This window comes from Thermotoga sp., assembly GCF_021162145.1.
Taxonomy (GTDB): Bacteria; Thermotogota; Thermotogae; order Thermotogales; family Thermotogaceae; genus Thermotoga.
In genome coordinates this window covers 22,702-30,632 of the sequence record NZ_JAGGZH010000152.1, presented here as the reverse complement: position 1 = coordinate 30,632, position 7,931 = coordinate 22,702, and the positions used below count along the sequence as shown (strand labels likewise).

General features: G+C 46.7%; 5 protein-coding genes and 1 pseudogene. All 6 read left to right on the top strand.

The window, feature by feature from the left end; genetic code table 11:
- Nucleotides 1-283, top strand: a pseudogene (locus J7K79_RS09400) (carbohydrate ABC transporter permease); the annotation flags it as partial.
- Nucleotides 284-299: 16 nt separating this feature from the next.
- Complete coding sequence (locus J7K79_RS09395; RefSeq protein ID WP_296908009.1) at nt 300-2,207, top strand: alpha-L-arabinofuranosidase C-terminal domain-containing protein; 1,908 nt, start codon at nt 300-302, stop codon at nt 2,205-2,207.
- A complete protein-coding gene (locus tag J7K79_RS09390; protein ID WP_296908006.1) occupies nt 2,204-4,645 on the top strand; it encodes a hypothetical protein in 2,442 nt (813 codons plus the stop codon). Before J7K79_RS09395 ends, J7K79_RS09390 begins: the two co-directional genes overlap by 4 nt.
- A 14-nt stretch (nt 4,646-4,659) precedes the next feature.
- Complete coding sequence (locus J7K79_RS09385; protein ID WP_296908003.1) at nt 4,660-6,114, top strand: alpha-N-arabinofuranosidase; 1,455 nt, start codon at nt 4,660-4,662, stop codon at nt 6,112-6,114.
- Between the two features lie 28 nt (nt 6,115-6,142).
- Nucleotides 6,143-7,213 (top strand): aldose epimerase family protein, encoded by a 1,071-nt coding sequence (locus tag J7K79_RS09380; protein ID WP_296908000.1) that lies wholly within the window; start codon nt 6,143-6,145, stop codon nt 7,211-7,213.
- 77 nt (nt 7,214-7,290) lie between these two features.
- The gene (locus J7K79_RS09375) at nt 7,291-7,929 is read left to right on the top strand and encodes an L-ribulose-5-phosphate 4-epimerase (protein ID WP_296907998.1); all 639 of its coding nucleotides are present in this window, start codon (nt 7,291-7,293) and stop codon (nt 7,927-7,929) included.
- Nucleotides 7,930-7,931 lie beyond the last annotated feature (2 nt).

Here is a 7,931-nt window from a genome sequence, read left to right as displayed (position 1 = left end):
TATCCCTTACATCAGACCTGCCCTGATAGTTTTGGGGCTGATGTCATTTTTAGGGTACTGGAACACGTTTTTGTGGGCCCTACTGGTCCTCAGTTCACCTGAAAAGTTCACACTTCCAATAGCCCTCGTTCGTTTCAACGCAGGATGGGGTGATCCCTACAGAGGAATAGGAACGCTCATGGCCGGTGCGTTCATTTCCGTGGCGCCTGTTCTTGTGATTTTCATCGTCTTCAGAAAGTATCTCATGCGGGGAATTTACCTGGGATCCGTTGGGAAAGAGTGAACTGTGGGGTGAAAGAATGTCAAAGTTTTTTGTTGGGTTGTTTTTGATGCTCTCTCTCCTTCTTGTCGGAGAAGTTCAGCATGTGTTGACAATTGACTTTTCTCAGCAGGGGCCAGAAATACCAGAAACACTCTATGGAATATTCTTCGAGGACATAAATCACGCAGTCGATGGAGGACTTTACGTGGAACTTGTGAGAAACAGATCGTTCGAGCAGGAAACCAGAAGGTACGAAGGGTGGAAAATCGAAAGAGGCGATTCTGTGAAATCTTCAATAGAAGAAACACACTCCCTCAATGGAAACAACACTCGCTACCTTGAGATGAAGTTTTTCGAAACCGATAGAGCGACTCTCACAAACCTGGGCTACGGTGGAATTGTGGTGATTCAGGGTCAGGAATACACCTTCTCTATTTACCTCAGTGGAGATTTCACCGGAACGATCACCACAATGGTCGTTGACGATGACGAGGTTCTGGCTTCAGGAAGTATCTTGCTTCATCAACCAGTCGGTGACTGGAAAAAATACACATTGAATCTCATCCCCACGAAGACATCCACTGATTCGAGGCTCTCGATTTCCATCTTTGGCAGCGGAACTCTCAGAATCGACATGGTTTCTCTGATGCCCAAGAAGAACTGGAGTGGCATGAGAGAGGACCTCTTGGGAATGATCGAGGACCTCAAGCCGGGTTTCATGAGGTTTCCAGGTGGATGCCTGGTTCAGGGAAACACCCTAGAAAACGCGTACCGATGGAAGGAAAGTATTGGCCCAATTGAACAGAGAAAGACAAAATGGAATTTCTGGGGGTACTATCAGACACTTGGTATCGGTTTTTACGAATATTTACTCCTCTGTGAAAAACTGGGAGCAGAACCTGTTCCCATATTCAATCCCGGAATATCTTTCCAGATAGAATCACCAGAATACGCCTCCGAGGAGGAACTCAAAGAATGGATTCAGGACGTTCTGGATTTCCTCGAGTTTGCCAACGGTGCAACAGACACATACTGGGGAGGCGTCAGAGCGTCTCTTGGTCATCCGGAGCCTTTCAACGTGAAATACATTGGTGTTGGCAATGAAAACTGGGGACCGAGGTACTGGGAGAATTTCGAAAAATTTAGAAAAGCGATCAAAGAAAAATACCCCGACGTGAAGATAATCTTCAGCGGGCCGCCGTCCTACGAAGGAACCGGCTTCAAACAAGCGTGGCGCTGGGCAAGAGAGAACAACGTGGAAATCTTTGACGAACACATCTACGCTTCACCGGAGTGGATGCTGGCAAACACCGATAGATACAACAGATACAACAGAAGCGGTCCGAAGGTTATGCTCGGAGAATATGCAGCGCACACAGATAGAAGGAGAAACAACTGGTGGGCAGCGCTCGCTGAGGCAGCTTTTCTGACAGGTGTGGAGAGGAACTCAGATGTTGTTATCATGGCTTCTTACGCTCCCTTGTTCAACAGAGTGGATTGGTCACAGTGGATACCGGATCTGATCTGGTTCGATGGCAGCAGGGTCTTCGGTACTCCAAGTTACTATGTTCAAAAGGTTTTCAGTGAGAATAGAGGAGATGTGGTGATTCACTCTGAACTCACTAACGAGGAGTACAGGATGTTTGGTTATAGGTACAAACATCTCTACCATGTAGTAACGTATGATGAAAAATCCAGGGAACTAATTATAAAGGTCGTCAATCCCTGGCCAGAAGATAGAACCGTGCATCTGGATATTAAGGGAATTGCCGTTGAAGAGACAGGCAAGGAGATCTTCCTTACTGGTGATCCAAAGGATGAGAACAATTTCGATGAACTCAATATCGTTCCAAAAGAGAGGGTAATAACTGGTCTCAACACTTCCTTTGAATACACCTTTAAAGCCCACACGGTGACCATCTTGAGGTTGAGGGTGAAAGAATGAGGTGGGTTGCGGTGATTCTCTGTTTTTCTACACTGATTCTGGGAAGTGAATTTGTCTTTGATCTTTCCCAGACGAGTGGAACTCTCGGCTTTGGAGCAGTTGGTGCCCACTACGCCCTCTCCGAACCGGATGTTCCGACTGTTATTTCACTGATTCCCATAAAGGTGAGAACGGTGAACCAGAAACCACCGAGGGGACTTCAGCATCCCGGTGCTGATGCCTTCAGGGTCATGGAAAGCTTCGTAGAGGTAGGTGGAAGTTATCTCCAGGTTTATCTTCAGGATATCTATCTACACTGGCCGTACGAAAAGAATCCAGATAACAACAGAGACTACGTTCCGGATGACTATCTCGAGAAGGTGAGAAAATCTGTTCAGACCATGGAAACTCTACCCTACAAAGACAGAATCGTCTACGTTCCCTTCAACGAACCCGATGCGATCTGGTATGGAGGCCTCTTTTGGTCTACCAAGAGAATGAAAGAGTTCTTCACTGCGTGGAAGACTGTTTACAACGAAATAAAAAAGATAGCGCCAGACGCGAAAATAGCAGGGCCGAACACGACCACCTACGATCCGAGGTTCATGGAAAGATTCCTTGAGTTCTGTCTACAGGAAAATTGCCTGCCGGATCTGATCACCTGGCACGAACTGAACCTCATGGATGTGGAAGCAGGACATGCCTATTATCAGCATCTTCGAAAAATCGAAAAAGAACTTGGAATTGAGCCACTACCGATCTGTATCAACGAATACGCCCTTGGAAAAGAACTCTCCGTTCCTGGAAGACTTGTAAAATGGCTTGCCAGGTTGGAACAATCAAGAATAGATGGATGTCTTGCATACTGGCACGCTGCAGGAAATTTCTCCGGTCTTGTGGAGGGAAACGTCCCGAATGGTGCGTGGTGGTTGTTCAGAGAATACGTGAGCATGTCCGGAGAATTGATCGCGGCATCGCCGAGTTACACATCGATCTCCACACTGGCTGTGTACGATCAAAACACAAAAACTCTGAAAGTTCTTCTTGGTGGTGACGATCAGAAGGAATTCACTCTCACGTTCAAAAACGTTCCTTTTGAGAAAGAAGCCTACTATGAGGTCTGGGAGGTCGAATGGTCTGGTTACACGGGGATCTATACCTCCCCGGATCTTTTGTTAAAAGGCTACACGGAAGTTCAAAACAGTGTGCTATCTCTTACACTTCGCGATTTGAACGAGATGTCCGCTTATCTTGTTGTTGTGAGGGAAGATGAAGGTGTTCGATCCTTGTATCAACCTGGTTGGAAGTGGAGGAAGGAAGCGGAAGAGGCTTTTCTTGAAAACTGCACGGTGGAAATCCACGGAGGAGGGAACAACCCACCTTACTCTGGAGGAAAGATGGTGTTCTTCGACAATCCAAAGAGCGCTCTTTCCTTCGATGTTGAAGTACCAGGGGGCGGTTTGTATCTCCTCGAGATATGGTACGTGAATGGGAACAGAAGAACTGTGAAGTATGAAATGAAAATCGATGACAAAACTTTCGAGATGGATTTCCCCCCTACACTATCTGGCAGCTATGTTGGAAAGATGGAGATGGTTGTTCAGCTTGAGAAAGGAACACACACGATGAAGATACTCAAAGAAGACAATTCACCGAGTATAGGCATAGACCGCATAGATTTGAGGCTCTATTCGAAAGAAAAGGAGATTTTGATAAGAGATCATCTGGTGTCAGCGAATGGTATCTTCGAAGGCGATAGGATCACGTTGAAAAAAGACGAGGAAGTTGAGTTCTTTGTTGTAGTGGAAGAAGATGGTTATTATTCAGTGAAGATGAACGGTGATGATCTTAACCAGTTTGAGGTGGAAGTCAACCGCTCTGCAAAGAAGAATGTGGCTGGCTGCCAGTTTACCGTGTTCCTCCAGAGGGGAGTGAACCTGATAAAATTGAAGAATCTTTCCGACAGCACGATGATGCTGAGTTCCGCTGTGCTGGTAAAAACGGATGGTGACCTCAAAACCTACGAAGCAGAAGAGGGTAGTTTAATAGGGAACGTTCGGGTGGAAAGGTCGGACTGCGCCTCTTCTGGTAGGTTCGTCACCGGAATAGGAAGAGGGAAAGAAAATGCCCTTGAGATGAAGTTCTACGTACCCAAAGATGGCTACTACTCCTTTGTCATTCGCTACAGTAACGAAGAAACACTGGGTACCCACGCCTACAACCTCAACGTGGTCGACAGATACTGTAGATTGATCGTCGACGGACAGGAAAGAGATCTCTTTTTCAGGTACACCGGGGGAATAGATGGCTTTTCCACCAAGGTTCTTTACCTTTATCTGAACGAGGGTGATCATACCGTGAGATTCGAAAATCCGAACACCGAGGTTTCACCGGCAAATGTGTCCGTGTACGGTCCCAATATAGACAGTATCTCAATAACACCAACTTTTGTGGAGTGAGGAGGGAAAGGAGTATGGCCTACAGAATCGTTGTCGATCCAAAGAAAGTTGTTAAACCGATCAGCAGACACATTTATGGTCATTTCACAGAACACCTGGGAAGGTGTATCTACGGAGGAATCTACGAAGAAGGTTCACCGCTCTCAGATGAGAGAGGTTTCAGAAAGGACGTACTGGAAGCGGTGAAGAGGATAAAAGTTCCAAATCTGAGATGGCCAGGTGGAAACTTTGCATCGAACTACCACTGGGAGGATGGTATAGGACCGAAGAATCAGAGGCCTGTCAGATTCGACCTTGCATGGCAGCAGGAAGAACCAAACAGGTTTGGAACGGACGAATTCATTGAATACTGTCGCGAGATAGGAGCAGAACCCTACATCTGTATCAATATGGGAACAGGAACACTCGATGAAGCTCTTCACTGGCTCGAATACTGCAATGGAAAAGGGAACACCTACTACGCTCAGCTCAGAAGAAAATACGGTCATCCAGAACCCTATAACGTGAAATTCTGGGGAATAGGAAACGAGATGTGGGGTGAATGGCAGGTAGGTCACATGACAGCGGATGAGTACGCTCGAGCGGCCAAAGAATACACGAAATGGATGAAGGTTTTCGATCCGACCATCAAGGTGATCGCCGTCGGCTGTGATGACCCCATCTGGAATTTGAAGGTTCTTCAGGAAGCAGGGGATGTGATCGATTACATATCCTATCACTTCTACACAGGGTCCGACGATTATTACGAAACGGTCTCCACAGTCTACCTCCTCAAAGAGAGACTCATCGGAGTGAAGAAACTCATCGACACGATCGAGGTTGCAAGGAAGAGAGGAGTAAAGATCGCCCTGGACGAATGGAACGTATGGTACAGGGAGTCCAACAACAAACTCGAGGAGCCCTACGACCTCAAGGATGGTATCTTCGCATGTGGGGTACTTGTACTCCTTCAGAAGATGAGTGACATAGTGCCGCTTGCCAACCTCGCACAACTTGTGAACGCTCTTGGTGCCATACACACGGAGAAAAATGGCCTCGTACTCACACCTGTGTACAAAGCGTTTGAACTCATCGTGAATCATTCTGGCGAAAAACTTGTGAAAACGTACGTTGAAACAGAGACTTACAGCGTAGAGGGAGTCATGTTCATCAACAAGATGCCCTTTTCCGTTGAAAACGTTCCTTTCCTGGATGCAGCTGCCTCCATCTCAGAAGATGGCAAAAAGCTCTTCATAGCCGTTGTAAATTACAAGAAAGAAGATGCCCTGAAAGTTCCGATCAGAGTGGAAGGTCTGGGACAAAAGAAAGCCGCAGTCTATACACTCACTGGGCCGGATGTGAACGCAAGGAACACCATGGAAAATCCAAACATCGTTGATATCACCTCTGAGACCATCACAGTTGACACCGAATTTGAATATACTTTTAAACCTTTCTCTTGCAGTGTGATTGAGATAGAATTGGAGTAGAGAAAACCGCTTTCAGGAGGAGAAAAGAATGAACTATTTGACATGCCATATTGAGAAGGAGTTCTTCGGAACAACATCCGAAGGGATACCCGCTCATCAGTACACACTCATAAACAAGAACAGCGCGATGGTGAAGATAATCACTTACGGTGCGATAGTGAGGGAACTATGGGTGCCAGATAGAACTGGCACCCTTTCTGATGTTGTCTTGGGATTCGATACGCTACAGGAATACGAAGAAAAGAATCCAAACTACTTCTTTGGAGCGATTGTAGGAAGATACGCAAACAGGATTGCTTACGGTCGCTTTTCGATAGATGGCGTAACGTATCAACTTGCCCTGAACGACGGTGATCGACCGAACGCCCTCCACGGTGGTGTGAAAGGATTCTACACAAGAGTTTTCAAAGCCATTCCTATGAAAACGCCCAGGGGACCTTCTCTTGTTCTGAAGCATTTCAGTCACGATGGTGAGGAAGGCTATCCCGGAAATCTGGATCTCACCGTTATTTACACCCTTACAAACGAAAATGAACTGAGGATAGAATATCGTGCAACCACGGATAAGCCAACCGTCGTGAACCTCACCCATCATTCTTACTTCAACCTCTCAGGTGAAGGAACGATACTTGATCACGATCTCATGATAAACGCAGATCGTTATACCCCCGTCGATGAGAACCTCATACCCACGGGAGAGATCGCACCGGTCAAAGGAACGCCTTACGATCTGAGATCTTTCAGGAAACTGGGGGATGCGATCGAACCGTTGAAAACCTCTCCAACCAAGGGATTCGACATAAATTACATCCTGAACGGTGAAGATGGAAAGCTGAAGCTCGCAGCTGTTCTAAGGGATGGGAAATCTGGCAGGAGAATGGAAGTCTACACAACAGAGCCCGGTCTTCAGCTCTACACAGGGAATTTCCTTGATGTAAAAGGAAAGAATGGTTGCTATTACAGACCATACTCCGGCTTGTGCCTAGAAGCCCAGCACTTTCCCGATTCTCCGAATCATCCGAACTTTCCAAGTGCCATATTGAGGCCTGGGGAAGAATACAGGCAGGTTACTGTTTACAGATTTTCGGTGGAGGACTAAGAGAAGAGAGCTGGGAGGATAAGATCTTCTTACATGAGAAATTCTGACCGTAGTTTACCTATAAAGGAGGTAAGGCCATGTACGAAAAGGAAAGAAAAGAACTCTATGATGCCCACATGGTGCTGGAAAAATACGGTCTTGTTGCTTACACGAGCGGAAACGTGAGTATGCGAATTGGTGAACACGTTCTGATAAAGCCTTCCGGTGTTCCCTACACTATCTTGAAACCGGAGGATTTCGTTGTGGTGGATCTGGAAGGAAATGTGATAGAGGGTGAGAAAAAACCATCTGTTGACACGGCCACTCATCTGTATCTTTACAAACACCTCGATTGGGCAAGATCAGTGATCCATACCCACTCCACGTTCGCAATGGTGTGGGCGATCCTGGAAAGATCTATACCTGTTCTCTGCACTGCCCACGCAGACGTGTTTGGTGAGGAGATTCCCCTGACGGAGTATGCTCCCGTGGGTTCCGAGGCAATTGGGAAAGCCGTTTTAAAAGTGATAGGAAAATCCGGTGCAGTTCTTCTCAGAAAGCACGGTGTAATGGTCGTTGGTACTTCTGTAGAAGACGCTGTGAAGAAGGCCATTTTCCTAGAGGAGGTTGCAAAGGCGGCCTACTTTGCAACGCTTGCAGGCAAACCTGTTCCTTTGCCTCCCGACGAGGTTGATCGTCTTTATAATCAGTACCATACCAAATACGGGCAGAAGTGAGG